Raw genomic sequence first — 23065 nt, 5'->3', positions numbered from 1 at the left:
AGGAAACCGCGCGGGGCGGGCGCAAGCAGGCTGAGTGATTGATTTCTGGCCTCTCTCGCATATTGCCGAGCGACGGTGATAGGTATGCGCCATCGGGTTCGCACCTTTCGCACACCGCCCCAGGGAGTCAATGTCGACATGAAGCCAAGACCACTGATCGCAGGCAACTGGAAGATGAACGGCCAGTTGTCGGCGCTGACGGAACTCAAGAACATCGCCGCCGCTGCCGGCAGCGGGCTCGCCGATCGCCGCGATCTGCTGATCTGTCCGCCGGCGACGATCCTGTCCGCCAGTCGCGGCGTTCTCGGCGACCACGTCGCCGTCGGGGGGCAGGATTGCCATCAGGCGGAAAGCGGCGCCCACACCGGGGATATCTCCGCCGCGATGCTGAAGGATGTCGGCGCTCGCTACGTCATCGTGGGCCACTCGGAGCGCCGCGCCGATCACGGCGAGTCCGACGCGCTGGTTCGCGCGAAGGCGGAAGCGGCCATGAAAGCGGGGCTTGTCGCGATGATCTGCGTCGGCGAGACCGAGGCGGCGCGCGAGGCCGGCGAGACGCTGGAGGTCCTCGGGGTGCAACTCGCCGGCTCGCTACCGGACGGCTTGTCTGGCGAGACGGCGGTCGTCGCCTACGAGCCCGTCTGGGCCATCGGAACCGGACGCACGCCGACGGTCGCTGACGTGAAACAGGTTCACGATTTCATTCGCGAAACCCTTTCCGATCGTTTTGGCGATGCTGTCGCCTCGGCGGTGCGAATCCTTTATGGGGGATCGGTCAAGCCGGCGAACGCGGCCGAGCTTCTGGCCGTCGACAATGTCGATGGGGCGCTCGTCGGCGGCGCGAGCTTGAAGGCATCGGACTTCATCGCGATATGCGAGGCCGTCGCCGTTTCCTGACCAAAATGGCGTTGAAACGCCGAAACCGGTTGGAAAGCCGCTCGCGCTTCTGTAGAAGGCGCGCAATTCCTAAAATCGACGCGCTGCGAAAGTTCAATGGAAACCATTCTTATCGTCATCCACTTGATGATCGTCATCGCGCTCGTCATCGTGGTGCTGTTGCAACGCTCCGAGGGCGGCGCCTTGGGCATTGGCGGCGGCGGCGGTGGCCTGATGTCGGCCCGCGGCGCGGCCAACGCGCTGACTCGCACCACCGGCATTCTGGCGGCGGCCTTCTTCGTCACCTCCCTGTCGCTTGGGATTCTCGCCCGCTATGGCGCTCAGCCGACCGACATTCTCGATCGTCTGCCGACCACCCAGGGCGGCGGCGAACAAGGCGGCAGCCTCCTGGATCAGCTGGGTGCTCTGCCGGAGCAGGAAGGGGCGTCCGGCAATGCCGAACAGGCGCCGCAGGCTGACGCCGCCACGACCGATGTGACGCCGTCGGATCCGAACGCGCCGAGCGCCGCGCCGTCGATGCCGGAGAACGCCATCGGAACGGGCGTACCGCAGTCGGTTCCGGCGGAAGATGCTTCAACGTCGGTTGTCACTCCGGCACCGCAGATTCCGGCCGATCCGGCGCCGACCGCGCCGGATGTCGTCGAGACTCCGACAGTCCCGCCGGTGGAGGCGCCACCGGCCGGCGTCGAACGGCCGGTGGATGGCGCCACGTCGCGGTCCGGAACCGCCCAGTAGCATTCACGCACCGTTTGCGGTCGTCATCGTCGGGGCGCCTTCGGGCGCCTCGTCCGGTTTCGGCATGGCCGAAAAGTGACTGGCAGAATCAGACCGGTCGAGATATCGGGAAAGCCCATGGCGCGATATATCTTCATCACCGGCGGCGTGGTCTCTTCACTTGGCAAAGGCATTGCATCGGCGGCGCTCGGCGCGCTGTTGCAGGCACGCGGCTACCGGGTGCGGCTGCGCAAGCTCGATCCCTATCTGAACGTCGATCCCGGCACGATGAGCCCGACCCAGCACGGCGAGGTGTTCGTCACCGACGACGGCGCCGAGACCGATCTCGATCTCGGCCATTACGAGCGCTTCACCGGGCGTTCCGCCAACCGGATGGACAACATCACCACCGGGCGGATCTATCAGGAGATCATCGCCAAGGAACGGCGCGGCGACTATCTCGGCGCCACCGTCCAGGTCATTCCTCACGTGACCGACGCGATCAAGGAATTCGTACTCGACGGCAACGAGGAGTTCGATTTCGTTCTGTGCGAGATTGGCGGCACGGTCGGCGACATCGAGGCGCTGCCTTTCTTCGAGGCGATCCGACAGCTTGGCAACGATCTGCCGCGGGGCGGGGCGGTCTATGTCCACCTGACATTGATGCCGTACATCCCGACCGCCGGGGAGCTGAAGACCAAACCGACGCAGCATTCGGTACGCGAATTGCGCGCCATCGGCATCCAGCCCGACATCCTGCTGGTGCGCGCCGACCGGCCCATCCCGGCCGAGGAACGGCGCAAGATGAGCCTTTTCTGCAACGTTCGGGAAACGGCGGTCATCCAGGCGCTCGATGTCGCCACGATCTACGACGTGCCGATCGCCTATCATCACGAGGGCCTCGACACCGAGGTTCTCGCCGCCTTCGGCATCGATCCGGCGCCGAAGCCGCAATTGCAGCGCTGGCATCAGGTCGTCGACGGGATTCGCAATCCCGAAGGCGAGGTGACGATCGCCGTCGTGGGCAAATACACCGGCTTGAAGGACGCCTACAAATCGCTGATCGAGGCGCTGCAGCACGGCGGCATCGCCAACCGGGTCCGCGTCAAGCTCGACTGGATCGAGGCGGAAGTGTTCGAAGAGGAAGATCCGGCGCCATATCTGGAATGGGTCAACGGCATCCTGGTACCGGGCGGGTTCGGCGAGCGCGGCGCGGAGGGCAAGATTGCCGCCGCTCGCTTCGCGCGGGAACGGGGCGTGCCGTATTTCGGCATCTGCTTCGGCATGCAGATGGCGGTGATCGAGGCGGCACGGGCGCTCGCCGGGATCGAGAAGGCGGATTCCACCGAATTCGGCGAGACCAGCGAGCCGGTCGTCGGCCTGATGACCGAATGGCTGAAAGGAAACGAACTGGAACAGCGCGCGTCGCAGGGCGATCTTGGCGGCACCATGCGTCTCGGGTCATACAAGGCGAGCCTCAAGAGCGGCTCCCGGATCGCCGCGATCTACGGTGACACCGAGATCGAGGAGCGGCACCGCCACCGCTATGAGGTCAATCGCGCCTATCGCGAAGCGCTGGAAACGGCGGGCATGAGCTTCGCCGGCATGTCGCCGGACGGCCTCCTGCCGGAAACGGTGGAGCTCGCCGACCATCCCTGGTTCATCGGCGTCCAGTATCACCCGGAACTGAAATCCCGGCCGTTCGAGCCACATCCGCTGTTCGCCAGCTTCATCGCCGCGGCGGTCGAGCAGAGCCGGCTTGTGTGATGGGCGGCCAACATGACGGGTGCGCGAAGCGGTCGCTTGATCATGTCGTCCTGCCCTTCGCCTCGCTCGACGAGGCCCGCGAGCTATTCAGCGGGCTCGGCTTCACGGTCGCGCCGGATGCCGTCCATCCCTTCGGAACCGGCAACGCCTGCGTGTTCTTTGCCGATGGCACCTATCTCGAACCGCTGGCGATCGCGGATCCGGCAGTCTACGACGCCGCGAAGACCGGGGAAAACCTTTTCGTGGTGCGGTACGCCGGCTTTCGGTCCAGCCACCGCTTGCCGTCGATTTCGGCACTCGCCTTTCGCTCGGCCGACGCAACGGGCGATCGTGCATCGTTGGCGCAAAAGGGGTTAGGCGAAGCCGAACTGGTCGAGTTCTCGCGGAATTTCAGAACTCCTGACGGCAAGGATGCGTCGGTGTCGTTCCGCTTGGCCTTCGCCCGCGCTGAACCCGACTCGCACGTTTCCTTCTTCTTTTGCCAGCCATTGCACGCGAAAGCGCCCGATCGGTCCGCGCTGACGCGCCATGCCAATGGCGTGTCGGGTCTCGCGCGCATCGTCCTGTCGGATTGTCCGCCGGACAAATCACGCGAATTGCTGGCGACCGTGGCGGATGCCCGCGCGGACAAGGGCATTGACGGGCGGCTGTGTTTCGAGCTCGCCGGCACCGCGCTCCATGTCATTTCCGAGGCGTCGTTGTTCGAAGAGTTTGGGGCGGAGTCGAAGTCGTCCGGCGGGCTCTGTATTCGCGGCATCGTGCTGACCGTCTCTGACATGGCCGCGAGCCGTGCCTTTCTTGCCGCCAGCGGCTGTTCGGCCAAGATGACCGGCGGACGCCTCGTCGTCCCGTTCGGTGCCGATGGCACCTTTATCGCATTCGAGGAATCGCCCGCATGACCGCACCCAACAGCACTGTCTCCGCAAAGGGCGTCGACTTTTCTCAAACGGCACCCTTCGCGTTGATTGCCGGCCCGTGTCAGATGGAAAGCCGCGACCACGCGATGATGATCGCGGAGAAGATGAAAAAAATCACCGGCGATCTCGGCATCGGCTACGTGTTCAAGGCGAGCTTCGACAAGGCGAACCGCACCAGCCTTTCCGGGAAGCGCGGTATCGGGTTCGCCGAGGCCTTGCCGGTGTTCGAGGAGATCGCTCGAACCTTTGACCTGCCGGTGCTGACCGACGTCCACACCGAGGAGCAGTGTCGCGAAGTCGGCGCGGTCTGCGACATCCTGCAGATACCGGCCTTTCTCTGCCGCCAGACCGATCTGTTGATCGCCGCCGCGAAGACCGGCCGCATCGTCAACATCAAGAAGGGGCAGTTCCTGGCGCCCTGGGACATGAAGAACGTTCTCGCCAAGGTGACCGACAGCGGCAATCCCAATGTGCTCCTGACCGAGCGCGGCGCGTCCTTCGGCTACAACACATTGGTGTCCGATTTCCGGGCGCTGCCGATCATGGCCGAGATGGGCGCTCCGGTCGTCTTCGACGCCACTCACTCCGTGCAACAGCCTGGCGGGCAGGGCGGTTCGTCGGGAGGCGACCGCCGCTTTGTCGAGACACTGGCGCGCGCCGCGGTCGCCGTCGGCGTCGCCGGCCTGTTCATCGAGACCCATGACGACCCGGACAACGCGCCGTCGGACGGGCCGAACATGGTGCCGCTCGACCGGATGCCGGAATTGCTGAAGCGGTTGCAGGCGCTCGACGCGGTGGCGAAGTCCTTCGACTGACCGGCGCGGGAAAACGGTTCACGCCCGCGCTGCCATCGTCTAAGAGCCCTCCTGAGCAAACGTGCAACCGGAGTGGGCCCGTGACCGCCATTATCGACATCATCGGACGTGAAGTTCTCGACAGCCGCGGCAACCCGACTGTCGAGGTCGACGTGATTCTCGAAGACGGGTCGATGGGACGGGCGGCCGTCCCCTCGGGCGCCTCGACCGGCGCGCATGAGGCGGTGGAGCTGCGCGACGGCGGTTCGCGCTATCTCGGCAAGGGCGTCGAGAAGGCCGTCGCCGCCGTGAACGGCGAGATCCTGGAGGCGATCGGCGGCCTGGAGGCCGAGGACCAGATGCGCATCGACGCGACCCTTCGCTCGCTCGACGGGACCAAAAACAAGAGCCGCCTCGGCGCCAACGCCATCCTCGGCGTCTCGCTCGCCGTCGCCAAGGCCGCGGCGGATGCCTCCGGGCTGTCGCTCTATCGTTATGTCGGCGGCGCCTCAGCCCATGTCCTGCCGGTACCGATGATGAACATCATCAATGGCGGCGCCCATGCCGACAACCCGATCGACTTCCAGGAATTCATGATCATGCCGGTCGGCGCGGAGCGGTTCGGCGAGGCGCTGCGGATGGGCGCGGAAGTCTTCCACACGCTCAAGAAGATGCTCAAGGACGTTGGCCACAACACCAATGTCGGCGACGAGGGCGGCTTCGCGCCGGGGCTGGCCTCGGCCACGGACGGACTCGACTTCGTCATGCGGGCGATCGAGAAGGCCGGCTACAAGCCGGGCGAGGACATGTTCCTGGCGCTCGATTGCGCCGCGACCGAATTCTTCAAGGACGATGTCTACGATCTGGAAGGCGAGGGGCGGAAGCTGTCTCCCACGGATATGGCGGCCTATCTCGCGGAACTCGCGGGCGCCTATCCGATCATCTCGATCGAGGATGGCATGGGGGAGGACGACTGGAGCGGCTGGAAGGCGTTGACCGACCAGATCGGCCGGACGGTCCAGCTCGTCGGCGACGATCTCTTCGTCACCAATTCCGAGCGCTTGCGCGAGGGCATCGACAAGGGCGTCGCCAATTCGATCCTCGTCAAGGTCAACCAGATCGGCACCCTGTCGGAGACGCTCGACGCCGTCGACGTCGCCCATCGCGCCGGGTACAGCGCGGTGATGTCGCACCGCTCCGGCGAGACCGAGGATTCGACCATCGCCGACCTCGCGGTGGCGACGAATTGCGGCCAGATCAAGACCGGGTCGCTGGCGCGTTCGGATCGGCTTGCCAAGTACAACCAGCTGCTGCGGATCGAGGAAGAGCTGGGCGACCAGGGCGTCTATGCCGGCCGCTCGATCCTGCGCCGGCGCGGCTGAACCGCCTGCCGCATCGACATCGGCAACTCTCGGCGCCGGCGGGAGAAATCCGCCGGCGCGTCATTCATTTCTTCTTCTCGTCCAGTTCGTCGGCGACCTGGCCGTAGCTGATCAGGGCGAAGAGCGTCGCGCCGCCGAGAATGTTGCCGATGAGGGCCGGGACATAAAAGCCGGCGACCGCATCGACGAACGACAGGTGACCGGAAAAGACCAGGGCCATCGCCTCGACCGAGCCGGCAACGACATGGGCCAGATGAAACAGGGCGATGAGATAGGTCAGGAGCGCGATCACCAGGAATCCGGAGCGGCCGGCGGATGGCAAGAGCCAGACGACCGTCGCCATCAGCCAGCCCGCGGCGATGCCCCGCAGCAGCGTATGAGCGAAGCCGGGTTCCATGATGGCTTCCTGCGAAATTTCGATCGCCGCCTCGGATATCTCGGGCAGACCGAGAATATCGAAAGCGATCGCCGCGCCAAAGACGCTTGTTCCGATCATGTTTGCGGTGAAAACAATCGCCCACAGACGCAGCAGCGCCAAATGTCCGCGCCAGCTCGGCCGGGCCAGGACCGGCAGCGTCGCCGTCAGCGTGATCTCCGTGAACAGTTGCTGGCGTCCGAGTATGACGATGAGAAAGCCGACCGAGTAGCCCCAGGAATCGATCAGCGGCCGCCAATCGGTATCCGGCAGGTTCGATCGGATCGCCGCTTGGGCGAAGACCGAAAAGCCGATCGACAGGCCTGCCGCCAGCCCTGACCACCACAGGCTGTTCATCGGACGCGAAAGTTCGTCCTCGCCTTCCTGGCGAACACCCTCGTAGACGGCGACCGGCCGCAATTTCAGCCGGTCTTCGATTTGATGCCGCTCACTATGGCTCAGCGGCGAGCCCTCTTGTTCCAACCGCTCCTCGGTCGCGTCGTTCGAATGCCTGGGCTTGCCGGAATCCGCGTGTTCGCCTTCGACGCCTTCATGATCCGCTCGATCCATTGTCCAGCCGCCTGTTGCTCGGACCGTGGAACCTAGGGCACGGTCGATACGGCGGAAATACCGGCTGCGATATATGCCCGGAAAAGACATGCTTCGCGCTTGGTTTACGCTCTCTTAAGCGCGGGCTGCGATGGTGCGGTCGCGAGGAGCTAAGATGCGCACCATTCAAAAGCGGCAGAGCCATATTGGCCGGTTGATCGTGCCGGCGATCACCGTCAGCTTTCTGGCCTATTTCGCGATCCATGCCCAAAGTGGACGCTATAGCCTCGAGGCCAAGGCCGCATTGAGCCGGGAACTGGCCGAGCGCGGTGCCAAGCTCGATGAGGTGACGCGACTTCGCGAGAGGCTAGAGCAGCGTGTGCAACTTCTGCACGACGGAACGCTGGAGCGCGACATGATCGACGAGCGCGCGCGTCGGGCACTCAATGTGACGACCGACGACGAGATCGTCATTCTTCGGTGACATCGGCGAATGCGTTCGCTACAGGACCGCCGCCGATGCGCGGCAAGGGGCTCTCCAGCCCGTTCGGCGCCGGCACAAGTCCACATGCGCGACGGTGAAGCGATTTAACTTTTGATACGTTAATTTGCTGCATAGCGGCAATTAAACGTAAAACGAGTTAAACGGTTTTGGGTTGCTTGATGACAGCTGCGCGCCGTCTATACTCACCGGAGGATTTGTGGCCGCACGTCGGCAGGTCAAGACCGGGAGGCACTATGGCGGCCAGGCAGAAGAAAACCCCCGCGACGAAGGATGCGGGCGGAGCGAGCGCACAACCAAAGGGTAAGCTGGCGGACTCGTCCGCCGAAATCGTCAAGACGCTCGAGCATTTCGACCCGCCCAAGCCGGCCTCCTTTTCCAAGGATGACGAACTGCAGGCTTATCGCGACATGCTGCTCATTCGTCGCTTCGAGGAAAAGGCCGGGCAGCTCTACGGCATGGGCTTCATCGGGGGCTTCTGCCATCTCTACATCGGCCAGGAGGCTGTGGTCGTGGGTATGCAGATGGCCCTGAAGGATGGCGATCAGGTCGTCACCGGCTACCGCGATCATGGCCACATGCTGGCGACCGGCATGGAAGCGCGCGGCGTGATGGCAGAATTGACCGGACGCCGCAGTGGCTATTCCAAGGGCAAGGGCGGTTCGATGCACATGTTCTCGAAGGAGAAGAAATTCTTCGGCGGACACGGCATCGTCGGCGCTCAGGTCTCGATCGGCACCGGGCTCGGCTTCGCGAACCGCTACAATGGCACGGATTCGGTCGCGGTGACCTATTTCGGAGATGGCGCGGCAAATCAGGGCCAGGTCTATGAGAGCTTCAATATGGCCTCGCTCTGGAAGCTCCCGGTAATCTACGTGATCGAGAACAATCGCTACGCGATGGGCACCTCGGTCAACCGCGCCTCGGCGGAGACGGATTTTTCCCACCGCGGCCTGTCCTTCAAGATCCCGGGAATTCAGGTCGACGGCATGGACGTGCGGGCCGTCAAGGCGGCGGGCGATCTGGCCGCCGAACATTGCCGCAAGGGCGACGGGCCGATCATCCTGGAGATGATGACTTACCGTTATCGCGGTCACTCCATGTCCGATCCGGCGAAATATCGCAGCCGCGACGAGGTTCAGAAGATGCGGTCGGAGTCCGACCCGATCGAGCAGGTCAAGCGCCGGCTCATGGAAGACCACGCCTTGTCCGAGGACGACGTGAAGGCCATCGACAAGGATGTCCGCGAAATCGTCGCCGATGCGGCTGACTTTGCCCAGAACGATCCGGAGCCGGATGTTTCCGAGCTTTGGACCGACATTTACGCGGACGAGATTCCGCAGGCGGCCGAGTAAGGGGACCGACGATGCCGACCGAAATTTTGATGCCCGCCCTGTCCCCGACCATGGAAGAGGGCAATCTGGCCAAGTGGATCAAGCAGGAGGGTGACGACGTCGCGCCGGGCGATGTGATCGCCGAAATCGAAACCGACAAGGCGACCATGGAGGTGGAGGCTGTCGATGAGGGCAAGCTCGGCAAGATTTTGATCGAAGCCGGGACCGAGGGCGTGAAGGTCAATACGCCGATCGCGCTGTTGCTGGTCGACGGCGAGGATTCGAGTGCGCTAGAAGGCGCGCCGTCCGGCGGTGCCGCCGAAAGCGCCGCGCAGGGCGCCGACGCCGGAGCGGGCGAAACCGAAGCGACAGGCTCGACATCCGAGGCCGAAGGCGCGGCGGGGCGGCGCGTGCCGGCCGAGGGCAAGGTCCATCCCGAGCCGGAAGACGATACCGGCGCGTTCGGCCAGGAGATGCCCGAAGGCACCGAAATGGTGGCGACGACGGTGCGCGAAGCGCTGCGCGACGCCATGGCCGAGGAACTGCGCCGCGACGAGACGGTCTTCGTTATGGGCGAGGAAGTGGCGGAGTATCAGGGCGCCTACAAGATCACGCAAGGGTTGCTCGACGAATTCGGCGCGCGGCGGGTCGTCGATACGCCGATCACCGAGCACGGTTTCGCCGGTCTCGGCGTCGGTGCTGCCTTCGCGGGGTTGCGGCCGATCGTCGAGTTCATGACTTTCAACTTCGCTATGCAGGCGATCGACCAGATCATCAATTCGGCCGCCAAGACGCTTTACATGGCCGGCGGTCAGATGGGCTGCCCCATCGTTTTTCGCGGTCCGAACGGCGCGGCTGCCCGCGTTGCCGCCCAGCATAGCCAGGATTACGCCGCCTGGTATGGCCATATACCGGGCCTCAAGGTGGTGCAGCCCTACACGGCGGCGGACGCCAAGGGACTTCTGAAATCGGCGATCCGCGACCCCAACCCGGTGATCTTCCTCGAGAACGAAATCCTCTATGGTCAGTCCTTCGACATTCCGAAGATCGACGACTGGACCGTGCCGATCGGCAAGGCGCGCATCCACAGGAAGGGCGCCGACGTCACCATCGTGTCTTTCGGCATCGGCATGACCTATGCGATCAAGGCGGCCGAGGAACTTGCCAAGGAGGACATCGACGCCGAGATCATCGATCTGCGCACCATTCGTCCGATGGATATCGATACGATCGTGCGCTCCGTGAAGAAGACCAATCGCTGCGTCACGGTGGAAGAGGGCTGGCCGCAGGGCTCTATCGGCTCGCACATCGCGTCCGAACTGATGGTCCGTGCCTTCGATCACCTCGACGCGCCGGTCTTGAAGATTTGCGGCAAGGATGTGCCGATGCCCTATGCGGCCAACCTGGAAAAACTGGCGCTGCCGTCGGTCAAGGAAGTGATCGACGCGGTCAAGTCCGTGACTTATCGGGATTGACGCGATGCCCGGCGAGACCGCGACGATCGGATCGAACGAGGCTGGCGACAGCCTCGTGATCGTCCAGGATGTCGACGTCTCGCCGGCCTCGGTGTGGGAGTGCCTGACCGAGCCCGAATGCTTCAAGAGTTGGTGGCGTGACGAGATAGAATTTGAGCCGAGGCTCGGCGGTCGCTTCGTTGAGCCCTGGAAGGACCCGTCAGGCCGACAGCGGACGACGTACGCCGAGGTCACCGCCTATCATCCGCCGCGTGGCTTCGTCATGGTCTGGGCGGACGAGGACTGGGACTTCGACACGGTGGTTTCGGTGACGCTTGAACAGCGGGGCAGTGGCACGCGCGTTACGATCGAGCATCAGGGCTGGCACGCGGCGCCGGACGCCGTGCGGGCCTCGCTGCTGCTGGACCATCGCGACGGCTGGTCGGCGCATGCCGCCAAGCTGGCGGCCTACGCAAAAGAACACGACGCCCGGCGTAAGGGCCATTGAGGAGACGTTCCGGATGCCGATCAATGTGACGATGCCCGCGCTGTCGCCGACCATGGAGGAGGGCAACCTCGCCAAATGGCTGGTCAAGGAAGGCGATCAGGTGTCCTCCGGCGACATCATCGCCGAGATCGAGACCGACAAGGCGACAATGGAGGTCGAAGCCGTCGACGAGGGCACCCTCGCCAAGATCGTCGTCGCGGCCGGTACCGAGGGCGTCAAGGTCAACGAGATCATCGCCATCCTCGCCGCCGACGGCGAGAGCGCCGAGGACGCCGCGGCTGGCGGGGGCGCCTCGGGTGGGGCTAAGGCGCCGCAGGGCAACGGGCAGGCCGGCGCGATCAAAGCCGATCCGCGAGCCGACGCGGCGAAGACAGGTTCTGAGGCTGATGCGAAGGACGCCGCAATGCGTGCCGGCAGCCGGGCTTCAGGTGGAGGCAAGGCGGCGGCGGATGGCGCGAAGGGCGAGCGCGTCTTCGCCTCGCCGCTGGCGCGCCGGCTGGCAAAGGACGCCGGGATCGACATCGGCACCGTCAAAGGCTCCGGTCCGCACGGCAGGGTGGTGAAGGCCGACGTGGAAGCCGTGGCAAAGGGGGGCGCCAGGACAGTAGCCCCGGCCGAAAAAGGAGCGGCGCCGGTCGAAACCGCGGCGGCGCCGATGGCCAAGGCCGCCAGCGACGAGTCCATCCTCAAGCTCTTCGAAGAAGGCTCCTACGACAAGGTGCCGCACGACGGCATGCGCAAGACCATCGCTAAGCGCCTCGTCGAGGCGAAGACGACGATCCCGCATTTCTATCTGACGATCGACTGCGAACTCGACGCGCTGCTGGCGTTGCGCAAACAGCTCAACGATGCCGCGCCGATGGCCACGGGCGAGGCCGGCGACCGTCCCGCCTATAAGCTGTCGGTCAACGACATGATCATCAAGGCGATGGCGTTGGCGCTGAAGGCGGTGCCGACCGCCAACGTTTCATGGACCGAGGCGGCGATGCTCAAGCACAAGCATGCCGATGTCGGCGTGGCGGTTTCGATCGAGGGCGGGCTGATCACACCGATTATCAGGCGGGCGGAGGAAAAGACCCTCTCGGCGATTTCCAACGAGATGAAGGATCTGGCCAAGCGCGCCCGTGCGCGCAAACTGAAGCCGGAAGAGTATCAAGGCGGCACCACGGCGGTGTCCAATCTCGGCATGTTCGGCATCAAGGATTTTTCCGCCGTGATCAATCCGCCGCATGCGACGATCCTGGCCGTGGGAGCCGGTGAGCAACGGGCGGTGGTGAAGAACGGCGCGGTCGCCGTGGCGACGGTGATGAGCGCGACGCTATCCACCGATCACCGGGCGGTCGACGGCGCTCTCGGCGCCGAGCTCATGGCGGCATTCAAGCAACTGATCGAGAACCCGATGTCGATGCTGGTCTAGGCGGGGGCGATGAAGACCGTCCTCTGCTACGGCGACTCGCTGACCTGGGGCTACGACTCCGAAACCGGCCTGCGCCACGCCTTCGACGACCGCTGGCCGAACGTGCTCGCCAAGGCGCTCGGCGATGATTTTGTCGTCATCACCGACGCACTGAACGGCCGTACGACGGCCTTCGACGATCATACCGTCGCGGTCGAGCGCAACGGCGTGAAGACGCTGCCGACGGCGCTCGGCGCGCATCAGCCGCTCGATCTCGTCATTGTGCTTCTGGGAACCAACGATCTCAAGCGTCACACCGGCGGAGGTCGTGTGTTCGAATCGCGACAGGGCTTGGAACGCATCGTCGAGATCATCCAGACCTTTTCCTATCAGCGCGGCTATGAAGCACCGAAGATCTTGCTTGTCGCGCCCCCGACCTTTTCGGAAACCATGGAGCCGGATTTCGCACTGCTGTTCGGCGACGGCGTCGAGGAATCCCAGCATTTCCGGTCGGCCATCACCAAGGTCGGCGAGGAATATGGCTGCGCGGTCTTTGATGCGGCGGAGGTCTGCGAAACCGTCTCACTCGACGGCGTCCATTTGGACGCGACACACACGCGCGCTCTGGGCGAGGCCTTGGTCGAGCCGGTGACAGCGATTTTGCGCGGAGCCGCCGACGGCTCGCCTGCCCAATCTCATCCGAGTGAGGAGACGAAACATGGCTGACACCTACGACATCCTGATCATCGGCGGCGGTCCCGGCGGCTATGTCGCGGCGATCCGGGCAGCGCAACTCGGGTTCAAGACGGCCGTCGTCGAACGTGAGCATCTCGGCGGCATCTGCCTTAACTGGGGCTGCATCCCGACCAAGGCGCTCCTGCGCTCGGCGGAGATCTTCCACTATGCCGAGAACGCCAAGGACTACGGGTTGACGATCGCCAAGCCCGGTTTCGACATCGCCGCCGTGGTCAAGCGCTCGCGCGGCGTTTCGGCGCAGCTGAACGGTGGCGTCGGTTATCTGATGAAGAAGAACAAGATCGACGTGATCTGGGGCGAGGCGAAGATCGCCAAGGCCGGGGAGGGCGGGCCGGTCGAAGTGTCGGTCGGCAAGATGACGAAGCCTATTGTGGAGCCGCAGAACCCGGTGCCCAAGGGCGTGCTCGGGGAGGGCTCCTACAAGGCCAAGCACGTCATTGTCGCCACCGGCGCGCGGCCGCGCGTTCTGCCGGGCATCGAGCCGGACGGCGATCGCATCTGGACCTATTTCGAGGCGATGAAGCCTGCGGCGATGCCCAAATCGCTCATCGTCATGGGCTCGGGCGCCATCGGCATCGAATTTGCCTCCTTCTACCGCACGATGGGGGCCGAGGTGACCGTCGTCGAGCTCCTGCCGCAGATCATGCCGGTCGAGGACGCCGAGATTGCCGGGGTCGCCCGCAAGCAGCTGGAGAAGCAGGGCCTCAAGATCCTCACCGACGCCAAGGTGTCGAAGGTGACGAAATCCGGGCAGGGCGTCGAGGTGACCGTCGAGGCCAAGGGAGGCAAGACCGAGACACTGAAGGCCGAGCGACTGATCTCGGCCGTTGGCGTTCAGGGCAATATCGAGGGCCTGGGGCTTGAGGAAGCCGGCGTGGCGATCGAGCGCGGCATCGTCGGGATCGACGGTTTCGGCCGGACCAATGTCGAGAGGATCTATGCGATCGGCGACGTAGCCGGACCGCCGATGCTGGCCCACAAGGCAGAGCATGAGGGCACGATCTGCGTCGAAAAGATCAAGGGGATGGACGTCCACCCCATGAAGACGACGCAGATCCCCGGCTGCACCTATTGCCAGCCGCAGGTCGCCTCGGTGGGCCTGACGGAGGCCAAGGCCAAGGAGGCCGGCCGCGAGGTCAAGATCGGTCGCTTCAATTTCAAGGGCAATGGCAAGGCGATCGCGCTGGGCGAGCCCGAGGGGCTGGTGAAGACCGTGTTCGACGCCAAGACCGGCGAGCTGCTCGGCGCGCATATGGTTGGCGCGGAAGTGACCGAACTCATCCAGGGCTTCGTCATCGCCATGGGCCTCGAGACCACCGAGGAAGAGCTGATGCACTCCGTCTTCCCGCATCCGACCCTTTCGGAGATGATGCACGAAAGCGTACTCGACGCTTATGGCCGCGTGATCCACATGTGACAACTCTCTATAACGTCGTTCCAGCGCGATAGTTTCAGCCGAAATTTTTGTTTCTATCGTATCTTGCCGCAAGGATTCGCGGCCCAATTTCTCAGTTCAGTAGTCTCATTGATAGGAGCGTGACATGGAAATAAATGGTGTTGGCTGGATCGCGGCGATCATTATCGGTGGCTTGGCGGGGTGGCTTGCCGAGAAATTCATGAAGAGCGACATGGGGCTCCTCATGAACATTATCCTCGGAATTGTGGGCGCCGTTGTGCTGAACGCCATTCTGGCGTTATTCAATCTCGGCTTCACCGGATGGTTCGCCTACCTTGTTATTGGCTTCATTGGCGCCAGCTTGTTGATCGCGATTTTCCGGATGTTTCGCGGTCGCAGGGCCTAGGAACCGTTTGCACGCAACGGCAGCGGGACCTAGATTGGCCCTATGGTAACTGTACTCGATAATCGCCGGTCGGCCGGGGGGGCTCCCCGGCCGCGGCATCCCGAAAAAGCCCATCGTCCCGACCAGGCGGCAGGTTTGGCGAAACCGGACTGGATTCGCGTCAAGGCGCCGGTGTCCAAGGGTTATTACGAAACCCGCGAGATCACCCGCTCCAATAATCTCGTGACGGTCTGCGAGGAGGCTGGCTGTCCCAATATCGGCGGGTGCTGGGAAAAGAAGCACGCGAGCTTCATGATCATGGGCGGGATTTGCACCCGTGCCTGCGCCTTTTGCAATGTCGCCACGGGTCTGCCGAAGGCGCTCGACGAAAGCGAACCGGAGAGCGTCGGCCGCGCCGTTGCGGCGATGGGGCTTGCCCATGTGGTTATCACCTCGGTTGATCGCGACGATCTGGCCGACGGCGGCGCGGAACACTTCGTCAAGACGATTCGCGCGATCCGCGCCATCGCGCCCGGAACGACGATCGAGATCCTGACACCGGATTTTCTGCGCAAGCCGGGCGCGCTCGAAGCGGTGGTCGCCGCCAAGCCCGATGTCTTCAACCATAATCTGGAAACGGTGCCGTCGAACTATCTGACGGTCAGGCCCGGTGCCCGCTACTTCCATTCGATCCGGCTCTTGCAGCGGGTGAAGGAACTCGATCCGACGATGTTCACCAAATCCGGCATCATGGTCGGCCTCGGCGAGGAGCGGAACGAAGTGTTGCAATTGATGGACGATCTGAGGACGGCCGACGTCGATTTCCTCACCATCGGGCAATATCTGCAGCCGACCAGGAAGCATCACGCGGTGATGCGCTACGTGACACCGGAAGAGTTCGCTTCGTTTGAGACCGTGGCGCTGGCGAAAGGCTTCCTTGTCGTTGCGTCCAGCCCGCTGACCCGTTCGTCGCATCACGCCGGCGAAGATTTCGACCGACTCAAAGCGGCGCGCCTTGCCCGCGAAGCCGCAGCCTAATATTGCGGAACCATGGCAAAGTTCGAGACGACGCGCCATGTGCGCCATAGCCCAGACGAAATGTTCGCGCTCGTCGCGGATGTCGAAAAATATCCCGAATTCCTGCCGCTTTGCCAGCAATTGGTTGTGCGCTCGCGGCGCGAAAAAGATGGCAGGACGTTGCTCGTCGCGGACATGACCGTCGCCTACAAGATGGTTCGGGAAACCTTCTCGACCCAGGTCTTGCTCAAGCCCGCCGAACGCCGGATCGACGTGAAATATATCGACGGCCCGTTCCGCTATCTCGACAACCGCTGGACTTTCGAGTCGGCCAGCGACGGTGGCTGCGACGTGAATTTCTTCATCGATTACGAGTTCAAGAGCCGGACGCTTGGCCTGCTGATGGGGTCGATGTTCGATTATGCCTTTCGCCGCTTCGCCCAGGCGTTCGAGGAGCGCGCCGATGCGATCTATGGTCTCGACACTCGCGCGGCCGGTTCTCAGCAGGCCGGCTGATCTCTCACCGCTTCCAGCAACAGATCGAGCGCGACGCTGACGCTGGCGCCCCGGATGGCCGAACGGCCGAGGTCGCCGAAGCGTTTTTCAAGGTGTCGCGTCACACCGCCACGCGCGCAAGCGAAATGCACGAGACCCACGGGTTTTGCCGCGGAACCGCCAGCCGGGCCGGCGATGCCGGTGACCGATACGGTGACATCCGCGTCCGCGGCCCGCAGGGCGCCTTCAGCCATCTGCCGCGCCACGGCTTCCGAGACGGCGCCGTCAGCCCTCAGACTTGCCGGATCGACACCGATCATCGCGATCTTGGCTTCGTTCGAGTAGGTCACGAACCCGCGCTCGAAAACGGCCGACGACCCCGCGATATCCGTCAACGCCGCCGCGATCATCCCGCCCGTGCAGGACTCGGCGGTGGCGATCTTCAGACCGAGCGCGGCGTAGGCCTCGATGACCCGACGGGCCTTGCCGACGATCTCGCCCGCGTGTTCCGTCACACGCTTTCTCCGTAAGCCACGCTCGCCGTCGCGATCGCCGCGATGCCTTCTTGCCGTCCGACGAAGCCGATCGTTTCGTTTGTCGTTGCCTTGACCGAGACGCGGTCGAGGCCGATCCCTGTCATCTCCGCGATCGCCCTTCGCATCGTCTCGCGATAGGGCGCGATTTTCGGCGCCTCGCAGATTAACGACACATCGGCATTCATGATTCGTCCGCCTTTGCCGCGCACGATCTCCACAGCCTTCGCGACGAAGATATGCGAGGGCGCGCCCCGCCACTGCGGATCGCTGGGCGGGAAATGGTCGCCGATGTCGCCCGCCGCGCAAGTGGCGAGCAAGGCGTCGGTCAGCGCGTGCAGCCCGACATCGGCATCGGAATGTCCGGACAGCGCGCGATCATGGGCTATCCGCACGCCGCACAGGGTCACATGGTCGCCTTCGACCAGCCGATGGACGTCGTAGCCATTGCCGGTTCTGACATCGATCATGCCCGGGGCACTCCTCAATCGTTCGTCCGCCAAGGCGATATCACGCGCGGTCGTGAGTTTTACATTGTCGGGCGAGCCGTCGACGAGCCGCACGGCCAATCCGGCCCATTCGGCAATCGATGCGTCATCGGTGAAATCGGTGCGGCCGGACCGGGCGGCTTGGTCGTGCGCGTCGCGGATCGGGCCAAAGGGGAAGCCCTGCGGCGTCTGGGCGGCATAGAGCCGCCGCCGGTCGACCGTCGCGACGATCCATTCCGTGTCCGCGACACGTTTCAGTGTTTCCGCGACGGGCAGCGCCGGGATGGCGCCGGCCATATCGGAGACAGCCGCGAGCGTCCGGTCGATCAGCGCCGCGTTGGCAAAGGGCCTGACGCCATCGTGGATCAGGACGCGATCCGGCGGCGTTTCGGCCAGCGCAGCCAGTCCAAGACGGACTGATTCCTGGCGCGTGGGGCCGCCGGTGACGATTTGCAGGTCGTCGTCGCCCTCGGTTCCGAGAGCTTTGCGCAGCAGGTCTCTATCGTCGGGGTGGATGACCAGAACGAGGCGGGCAATGGCTGGGTGCGAACGAAGTCGCTCGACGGTGCGAGCGAGAATGGATCGTCCCGCGATGCAGCGATATTGTTTGGGCCCTTCGTGAGATTGGCCGGCCCGCTCGCCGCGTCCCGCGGCGACGACGATCGCCGCGACTGTGGAGCTCATTCCGGCAATCCCCCTTGTGTTGTTGTCCCAGTCCTGATCACAGGTGCAGATGACTTCGCAACTGCAAAATGCTTGTCATTTGAGCACGCCTCTATAAAGTGCAGTTTAATGATGCGAAAATCGGCACATCCTGGAAAGAGCTCGGAAATCCTCGCCTCGTGGGTTCCCCCGCTCGGCATCGATCAACCGCTGTCGATCGGGTCGAACCACCTAGACAACCGCGTCTTCCTCGCACCTTTGTCAGGCATTTCCGACGTGGCGTTTCGTCGTCTCGCGCGCCGATTCGGCGCGGGGCTTGTTGTATCCGAAATGGTGGCCAGCGGCGAATTCGTCAAAGGATGCGACGCGAGCGCGATGCGTGCAATGCGGGACGGGGCCGGCCTTCATGCCGTCCAGCTCGCTGGCCGCGATCCGCGGTGGATGCGCCTGGCGGCGGAACGGCTGGCGGAGCTCGGCGCCGACATCATCGACATCAACATGGGCTGTCCGGCGAAAAAGGTCGTCGGCGGATTGTCCGGCTCGGCCCTGATGCGGGAGCCTGATCTCGCCCTGCGGATCGTCGAGGCGACCGTCGCCGGCGCCGGCGACATTCCGGTGACGCTGAAGATGCGGCTCGGTTGGGATCGCGCCTCGATGAACGCTCCCGAATTGGCGGCGAGGGCCGAGGCGGCGGGCGTCCGGATGATCACCGTACACGGCCGAACCCGGGCCGATTTCTATGAGGGAAACGCCGACTGGCCCGCGATCGCGGCGGTGCGGGACGCCGTCGGGGTTCCGGTGGTCGCCAATGGCGACCTCGCTCATTTCGCTCAGTTGGAACCGATGCTGTCATCGAGTCGTGCCGATGCCGTCATGGTCGGTCGCGGGGCGCAGGGACGGCCATGGTTGCCCGGGCTTCTCGCCGGCGGTGTCGGCTTGAGGGAGTTGTCCGCCATTCAACTGTCCGATCTCGTCGAGGAGCATTACGATATGATGCTGGCCCATTACGGCTTGAATGTCGGCATCCGCCATGCGCGCAAGCATCTGGGCTGGTACCTCGACCGTTTCGGCGTTGGCGTCGGGCCTATCACGGCGGCGGATAGGGCGGCGGTTATGGCGGGTCGTGAGCCGGCCGTCATCGTTGCGCGCCTGCGGCGCCTATTTGGCGACGCACGCCTCTGCGATGTGGAGCCGACCTTCCAGCACGATCTCTTTAGCGATGCGGCGTGACCTGTGACGACCCCACTCGATTTCCCCGCCGTGGCACCGGAACACACGCGCATCCTCAATGCCTTGCCGCACCCCATCGTCGTGCTTGATCGCGACGGCTATTTCCGCTTCGCCAACTCCGATGCCGAACAATTTTTTTCAGCCGGAATGACCTATCTCGCCAAGCGGCGGATTCAGCACTTCGTGCCGGAGGACAGCCCGCTCTTCGCCTTGATCGAGCAGGTCCGGCAGCAGCAGGGGCGGATCAGCGAGTATCGGGTCGACCACTCGTCGCCGCGCCTCGGCGGCGAACGGTTGGTCGACCTCTACGTCTCGAACCTGCCGGACGAACCCGACTTGGTCGTGGTGATGATCCAATTGCGTTCCATCGCGGAAAAGATGGACCGCCAATTGACGCACCGATCCGCCGCCCGTTCGGTCACCGGCCTCGCGGCCATGCTGGCGCATGAAATCCGCAATCCTCTGTCCGGCATCAAGGGCGCGGCGCAACTTCTGGCTACCTCGGCCAGCGACGATGACCGGGGACTGACCCGGCTGATCCAGGAGGAGAGCGATCGCATCGTCAAGCTTGTTGACCGAATGGAGGTGTTCTCCGACCAGCGCCCGGTCGAACGATCGGCAGTGAACATTCACTCTGTCCTGGAGCATGTAAAGAGACTCGGCAAAAGCGGCTTTGCCCGCAATATCAAGATTGCCGAACATTATGACCCGTCGCTGCCGGCGGTCCTGGCCAATCGGGATCAACTTGTACAGATCTTCCTCAATCTGCTGAAAAATGCGACGGAAGCCGTTGGTGATCGTGACGGGGGCGAAATTCGCCTTTCGACGGCCTTCAAGCCCGGCGTTCGCCTTTCGGTTCCCGGAACCAAGAGCCGCGTCACCCTGCCGTTGGAATTCGCTGTCGAGGACAACGGCGCCGGAGTTCCGGACGACATCCGTCAACACATCTTCGATCCCTTCGTGACGACCAAGCCGAGTGGCTCCGGTCTCGGACTTGCCCTTGTCGCGAAGATCGTCGGCGACCATGGCGGGGTCATCGAATGCGAGTCGCAGCCCGGGCACACGATCTTCCGCGTTCTGATGCCCGCGTGGCGGGAAGCGCGAACGCCCGGCGAGCACGATCTGCCTGTCGGAACGGAAATCTGAGGACACGTGAATGAGTATGCAGATCCTCGTCGCCGACGATGACTCCGCGATCCGCACGGTGGTCTCGCAGGCCCTGATGCGCGCCGGATTCGAGGTGCGCGTCACTTCGAACATCGCAACGCTGTGGCGATGGATTTCGGCGGGCGAGGGCGATCTCGTCATCACCGATGTTCTCATGCCGGACGGCAACGCCTTCGACACGCTGCCGCGGATCAAGAACTCACGACCTGACCTTCCGGTGATTGTCATGAGCGCTCAGAATACCTTCATGACGGCGATCAAGGCATCGGAGAAAGGCGCCTATGACTATATTCCCAAGCCCTTCGATCTGATTGAACTCGTCGCGATCGTCCGCCGGGCGCTGTCCGAGCCGAGGCCCGGTGCCCAGGCGGGCGCGCCGCCGGAAGAACTCCAGGATTCGATGCCGCTGGTGGGGCGTTCGCCGGCGATGCAGGACATCTACCGCGCGCTCGCCCGGATGATGCAGACCGATCTCACGGTGACGATCACGGGCGAATCGGGCACAGGCAAGGAACTCGTAGCCCGTGCGCTGCACGATTATGGACGGCGGCGCAAAGGACCGTTCGTCGCCATCAACATGGCGGCCATCCCGCGCGAGCTGATCGAATCCGAGCTTTTCGGCCATGAGAAGGGTGCTTTTACGGGTGCGCAGGCGCGCACCAGCGGCCGTTTCGAGCAAGCCGAGGGCGGGACGCTGTTTCTCGACGAGATCGGCGACATGCCGATGGAAGCGCAGACCCGACTTCTACGGGTGCTCCAACAGGGCGAATACACTGTCGTGGGAGGGCGCACACCGATTGCCACCGATGTGCGCATCGTCGCCGCCACCAACAAGGATCTGCGCCAGTTGATCAGCCGTGGGCTGTTTCGCGAGGACCTTTTTTATCGCCTCAATGTCGTGCCTCTGCGGCTGCCGCCGATGCGCGAGCGCGTCGAGGATCTGGCCGATCTCGCGCGGCATTTCTTCGCCCGGGCGGAGAAGGAGGGGCTGCCGCGAAAAACGCTGAACCAAGGCGCGCTCGACGTCATGCGACGCTACTCTTGGCCAGGCAACGTCCGTGAGCTCGAGAACCTGGTTCGGCGCCTTTCGGCGCTCTATCCGCAAGATGAGATAACGGCCGAATTGGTCGAGCACGAATTATCCAATGATGCCGCCAGCTCCCCGGCAATGGAGAACGATCGCGGCAGGCCAATTGATCTCAGCGCGGCGGTGGAACGTTATCTCGCCGACTACTTCGCCTCTTTCGGAGAAGGGCTGCCCCCGCCGGGCCTGCATGACCGGATCTTGCGCGATGTGGAATACCCGCTGATCGCGGCAGCTCTCGCGGCGACGCGCGGAAACCAGGTGCGAGCGGCCGAACTTCTGGGCGTCAATCGAAATACCCTGCGAAAGAAAATTCGCGATCTCGATATTTCGGTCGTCCGCTCGATCAGATAACTGGATATCTGCTGTGTTTCGTTGCAGATTAGACACAATCCGTTGCGGCGGAGCAACGTGATCATCATTTGCGGCGAATCATGACGTCTCACCCGGTGCAAACAGAAAGCGAGGTTCCGTTCCTGTTGGAACGGCGGCGATTTATGCTCGTTCCCGGCCTTCTGGCGGTTGTTGGCGCGTTGGTGACGGGCGGGATTTCCTTCGTCGTCCTCATGGGACTGACGCCGATCGCCCCGACGGACACGATCGTGACGATTGCGACGGTGGTGAACGGCGCCTTCGTTTTGATCCTCTGCCTTTTGATAGGCAGGGAAGTCATGCGCATGGTCCGGGCGCGGCGGCAGGGAAAGGCCGCGTCGCGCCTGCACGTTCGCATCGTCCTGCTGTTTTCCATCGTCGCCGCGCTGCCGGCCCTGCTGGTGGCGATCGTGGCTGGTATCACGCTCGATCTCGGCCTTGATCGCTGGTTCGAGATCCGCACCCGCACGATCGTCGAATCCTCGATCAGCGTGGCGCGTGCCTATGTCAATGAGAATGCCCGCAACCTTCAGGGTTCGACCCTTTCAATGGCCTACGATCTGGATCAGCAGCGGCGGTTGTTCGGCCTCGACCCGACCGGCTTCCAGAATCTGATGACGGATCAGGCCAGGGGACGTTCGCTGCTGGGAGCACAGCTGTTGCGGCCGGACGGCACACCCTTTCTGGAGGCCGATATCCCGGTCGAGCGGCCGCTTCCTGTTCCCCCGGCCGATGCACTGAAACAGGCCGCGGAAGGCAATCTCGTCTTCATTCCCCCCGGCGTCACCAACCTTGTCGGCGCGATCATCAAGCTGCGGCAGATTGCGAACGTTTACCTCTATACCGTGCG

The 23065-nt window shown here is 63.7% G+C and carries 22 protein-coding genes and 1 pseudogene; 20 read left to right on the top strand and 3 right to left on the bottom strand.

All coding sequences use genetic code 11. The features are described from left to right. Positions 1 to 138 precede the first annotated feature (138 nt). The 6 genes from tpiA to eno all read left to right on the top strand — a co-directional run bounded on the left by tpiA (position 139) and on the right by eno (position 6471). Positions 139 to 897, top strand: coding sequence for a triose-phosphate isomerase (tpiA, locus tag MJ956_RS10485; RefSeq protein ID WP_253964414.1), 759 nt, complete (start codon positions 139 to 141; stop codon positions 895 to 897). A 96-nt stretch (positions 898 to 993) separates the two neighbouring features. Next, entirely contained in the window at positions 994 to 1632 is a 639-nt protein-coding gene (gene secG / locus MJ956_RS10480) for a preprotein translocase subunit SecG (protein WP_253964413.1), read from the top strand. A 117-nt stretch (positions 1633 to 1749) separates the two neighbouring features. Then, the gene (locus MJ956_RS10475) at positions 1750 to 3378 is read left to right on the top strand and encodes a CTP synthase (protein ID WP_253964412.1); all 1629 of its coding nucleotides are present in this window, start codon (positions 1750 to 1752) and stop codon (positions 3376 to 3378) included. Continuing rightward, positions 3378 to 4277, top strand: a complete 900-nt coding sequence (locus MJ956_RS10470; RefSeq protein ID WP_253964411.1) for a VOC family protein — start codon at positions 3378 to 3380, stop codon at positions 4275 to 4277. Before MJ956_RS10475 ends, MJ956_RS10470 begins: the two co-directional genes overlap by 1 nt. Beyond that, the gene (kdsA, locus tag MJ956_RS10465; RefSeq protein ID WP_253964410.1) at positions 4274 to 5110 is read left to right on the top strand and encodes a 3-deoxy-8-phosphooctulonate synthase; all 837 of its coding nucleotides are present in this window, start codon (positions 4274 to 4276) and stop codon (positions 5108 to 5110) included. The genes MJ956_RS10470 and kdsA overlap by 4 nt, the downstream gene beginning before the upstream one ends. Positions 5111 to 5190: 80 nt before the next feature. Further along, a complete protein-coding gene (gene eno, locus MJ956_RS10460) occupies positions 5191 to 6471 on the top strand; it encodes a phosphopyruvate hydratase (RefSeq protein ID WP_253964409.1) in 1281 nt (426 codons plus the stop codon). A gap of 64 nt (positions 6472 to 6535) precedes the next feature. Here eno and MJ956_RS10455 read toward each other — a convergent pair whose 3' ends face one another. Beyond that, on the bottom strand, positions 6536 to 7456 hold the full coding sequence (locus MJ956_RS10455; protein WP_253964408.1) for a formate/nitrite transporter family protein: 921 nt from the start codon (positions 7454 to 7456) through the stop codon (positions 6536 to 6538). Between the two features lie 154 nt (positions 7457 to 7610). Between MJ956_RS10455 and MJ956_RS10450 the strand changes: the two genes are divergently transcribed. The 10 genes from MJ956_RS10450 (at position 7611) to MJ956_RS10405 (ending at position 16699) form a co-directional block, all read left to right on the top strand. Beyond that, positions 7611 to 7919, top strand: coding sequence for an FtsB family cell division protein (locus MJ956_RS10450; RefSeq protein ID WP_253964407.1), 309 nt, complete (start codon positions 7611 to 7613; stop codon positions 7917 to 7919). A 254-nt stretch (positions 7920 to 8173) separates the two neighbouring features. After that, positions 8174 to 9292: a pyruvate dehydrogenase (acetyl-transferring) E1 component subunit alpha gene (pdhA, locus tag MJ956_RS10445; protein WP_253964406.1), complete on the top strand. Its 1119-nt coding sequence runs from the start codon at positions 8174 to 8176 to the stop codon at positions 9290 to 9292. An 11-nt stretch (positions 9293 to 9303) separates the two neighbouring features. After that, positions 9304 to 10746 (top strand): pyruvate dehydrogenase complex E1 component subunit beta, encoded by a 1443-nt coding sequence (locus tag MJ956_RS10440; RefSeq protein ID WP_253964405.1) that lies wholly within the window; start codon positions 9304 to 9306, stop codon positions 10744 to 10746. 4 nt (positions 10747 to 10750) lie between these two features. After that, the gene (locus tag MJ956_RS10435) at positions 10751 to 11233 is read left to right on the top strand and encodes an SRPBCC family protein (RefSeq protein WP_253964404.1); all 483 of its coding nucleotides are present in this window, start codon (positions 10751 to 10753) and stop codon (positions 11231 to 11233) included. A gap of 13 nt (positions 11234 to 11246) precedes the next feature. Further along, positions 11247 to 12650, top strand: a complete 1404-nt coding sequence (locus tag MJ956_RS10430; RefSeq protein ID WP_253964403.1) for a pyruvate dehydrogenase complex dihydrolipoamide acetyltransferase — start codon at positions 11247 to 11249, stop codon at positions 12648 to 12650. 9 nt (positions 12651 to 12659) lie between these two features. After that, positions 12660 to 13355 carry an SGNH/GDSL hydrolase family protein gene (locus MJ956_RS10425; protein ID WP_253964402.1) on the top strand — a complete coding sequence of 232 codons (696 nt, stop codon included), beginning with the start codon at positions 12660 to 12662 and terminating at the stop codon, positions 13353 to 13355. Continuing rightward, on the top strand, positions 13348 to 14802 hold the full coding sequence (lpdA, locus tag MJ956_RS10420) for a dihydrolipoyl dehydrogenase (protein WP_253964401.1): 1455 nt from the start codon (positions 13348 to 13350) through the stop codon (positions 14800 to 14802). The genes MJ956_RS10425 and lpdA overlap by 8 nt, the downstream gene beginning before the upstream one ends. 124 nt (positions 14803 to 14926) lie before the next feature. Then, positions 14927 to 15187 (top strand): GlsB/YeaQ/YmgE family stress response membrane protein, encoded by a 261-nt coding sequence (locus MJ956_RS10415; RefSeq protein WP_253964400.1) that lies wholly within the window; start codon positions 14927 to 14929, stop codon positions 15185 to 15187. A 42-nt stretch (positions 15188 to 15229) separates the two neighbouring features. Continuing rightward, positions 15230 to 16204, top strand: a complete 975-nt coding sequence (gene lipA, locus MJ956_RS10410) for a lipoyl synthase (protein ID WP_253964399.1) — start codon at positions 15230 to 15232, stop codon at positions 16202 to 16204. Positions 16205 to 16216: 12 nt separating this feature from the next. Then, positions 16217 to 16699: a type II toxin-antitoxin system RatA family toxin gene (locus MJ956_RS10405; RefSeq protein ID WP_253964398.1), complete on the top strand. Its 483-nt coding sequence runs from the start codon at positions 16217 to 16219 to the stop codon at positions 16697 to 16699. Here MJ956_RS10405 and MJ956_RS10400 read toward each other — a convergent pair. Together MJ956_RS10400 and MJ956_RS10395 are read right to left on the bottom strand one after the other, a co-directional pair. Beyond that, a complete protein-coding gene (locus MJ956_RS10400) occupies positions 16684 to 17193 on the bottom strand; it encodes a CinA family protein (protein WP_253964397.1) in 510 nt (169 codons plus the stop codon). The two genes, MJ956_RS10405 and MJ956_RS10400, sit on opposite strands and share 16 nt — an antisense overlap. Continuing rightward, positions 17190 to 18383 carry a bifunctional 2-C-methyl-D-erythritol 4-phosphate cytidylyltransferase/2-C-methyl-D-erythritol 2,4-cyclodiphosphate synthase gene (locus tag MJ956_RS10395; protein ID WP_253964396.1) on the bottom strand — a complete coding sequence of 398 codons (1194 nt, stop codon included), beginning with the start codon at positions 18381 to 18383 and terminating at the stop codon, positions 17190 to 17192. Before MJ956_RS10395 ends, MJ956_RS10400 begins: the two co-directional genes overlap by 4 nt. Here MJ956_RS10395 and dusB point away from each other — a divergent pair. The 4 genes and pseudogenes from dusB to MJ956_RS10375 all read left to right on the top strand — a co-directional run. Then, positions 18324 to 19592, top strand: coding sequence for a tRNA dihydrouridine synthase DusB (gene dusB, locus MJ956_RS10390; protein WP_341482716.1), 1269 nt, complete (start codon positions 18324 to 18326; stop codon positions 19590 to 19592). The two genes, MJ956_RS10395 and dusB, sit on opposite strands and share 60 nt — an antisense overlap. A gap of 3 nt (positions 19593 to 19595) precedes the next feature. Further along, entirely contained in the window at positions 19596 to 20738 is a 1143-nt protein-coding gene (locus MJ956_RS10385) for a two-component system sensor histidine kinase NtrB (protein ID WP_253964395.1), read from the top strand. Between the two features lie 10 nt (positions 20739 to 20748). Beyond that, a complete protein-coding gene (ntrC, locus tag MJ956_RS10380; RefSeq protein WP_253964394.1) occupies positions 20749 to 22197 on the top strand; it encodes a nitrogen regulation protein NR(I) in 1449 nt (482 codons plus the stop codon). Positions 22198 to 22340: 143 nt separating this feature from the next. Then, positions 22341 to 23065: pseudogene (locus MJ956_RS10375) on the top strand (PAS domain-containing sensor histidine kinase); the annotation flags it as partial.

Source organism: Aurantimonas marianensis (assembly GCF_024195285.1).
In the GTDB taxonomy this organism is placed as follows: domain Bacteria; phylum Pseudomonadota; class Alphaproteobacteria; order Rhizobiales; family Rhizobiaceae; genus Aurantimonas; species Aurantimonas marianensis.
This window is presented reverse-complemented; position numbering and strand designations above follow the sequence as displayed.